Source organism: Bacillus sp. AY2-1, assembly GCF_008368965.1.
Classification (GTDB): Bacteria; Bacillota; Bacilli; order Bacillales; family Bacillaceae_G; genus Bacillus_A; species Bacillus_A thuringiensis_S.
Window position 1 is genome coordinate 1 of record NZ_QPEL01000297.1, and the last position, 814, is coordinate 814.

An 814-nucleotide genomic window follows, 5' to 3' on the forward strand; every position below is an offset into this window, starting at 1 on the left:
GTGGCGGAATTGGCAGACGCGCACGACTCAAAATCGTGTTCCTTCGGGAGTGTCGGTTCGACCCCGACCATCGGTATCATGAACGTCGTAAAAAAACTCTATACAATTAGTATAGAGTTTTTTTTGTTTTCTTTTCATTACATGACAAAATAAGCACAAAAAGTGTACGGTGAGTAAACTGCGAAACATTAAAAGGATAAAAACAAACATTCAATTTTATCCTTTTAATTGCGGTATTCTATAATATTCCCTTCGAGCACTCTAGAGAGAATTTCTCCACCCCGGTGACATGAAGTTAAATCCGACACCACCAGTAGATATTAGTACATGATCAGCTGTTAATTTCGTAATTTCTAAAAACTTCTTTTCAAACTTTTCTCTGTTGTATTTGTACATAGTTGAGTGGCACGACCACATGTGCGTTGAAGTACTCAACCAGTCCCCTAATTCCTTCAATTCAGGAAACGCCTCAAATTGGATTGGTTCATCTAATTTCATGAATCTTACTTGATAGATAGTTGGGTTTAACTTCTCTCCTATTCCTTTAAAAGCATGTGATTTTTTCTCATTTGAATGTGTCATAATTCTCCCTCCACCTTTTCTTCAAATTTTTCCCTATTTTTATTGTACAGCAATAGAAAGTAATTATGGGAATATTATGGAAATCGGTATCGGCAATATAAAAAGACTCTAACAGAAATGTTAGAGTCTTTTTTGTTAAATTATATTATGTGATGCTAAAATTCGTAATAAACTTAGGAATTCATGTATAATATAACTTGTCGAAAGAACAAAATGATAGTGATTTATATTA

General features: G+C 33.9%; 1 protein-coding gene. It reads right to left on the bottom strand.

Features of this window, described 5'->3' with window-relative positions:
• Positions 1 to 261: 261 nt before the first annotated feature.
• Complete coding sequence (locus DN403_RS30575) at positions 262 to 582, bottom strand: DUF3884 family protein (RefSeq protein WP_000149824.1); 321 nt, start codon at positions 580 to 582, stop codon at positions 262 to 264.
• Positions 583 to 814: the final 232 nt, after the last annotated feature.

Coding starts and splice junctions, on each gene's coding strand:
- DN403_RS30575 (WP_000149824.1), bottom strand. CDS start 582: ATGACACATTCAAATGAGAAAAAATCACATGCTTTTAAAGGAATAGGA.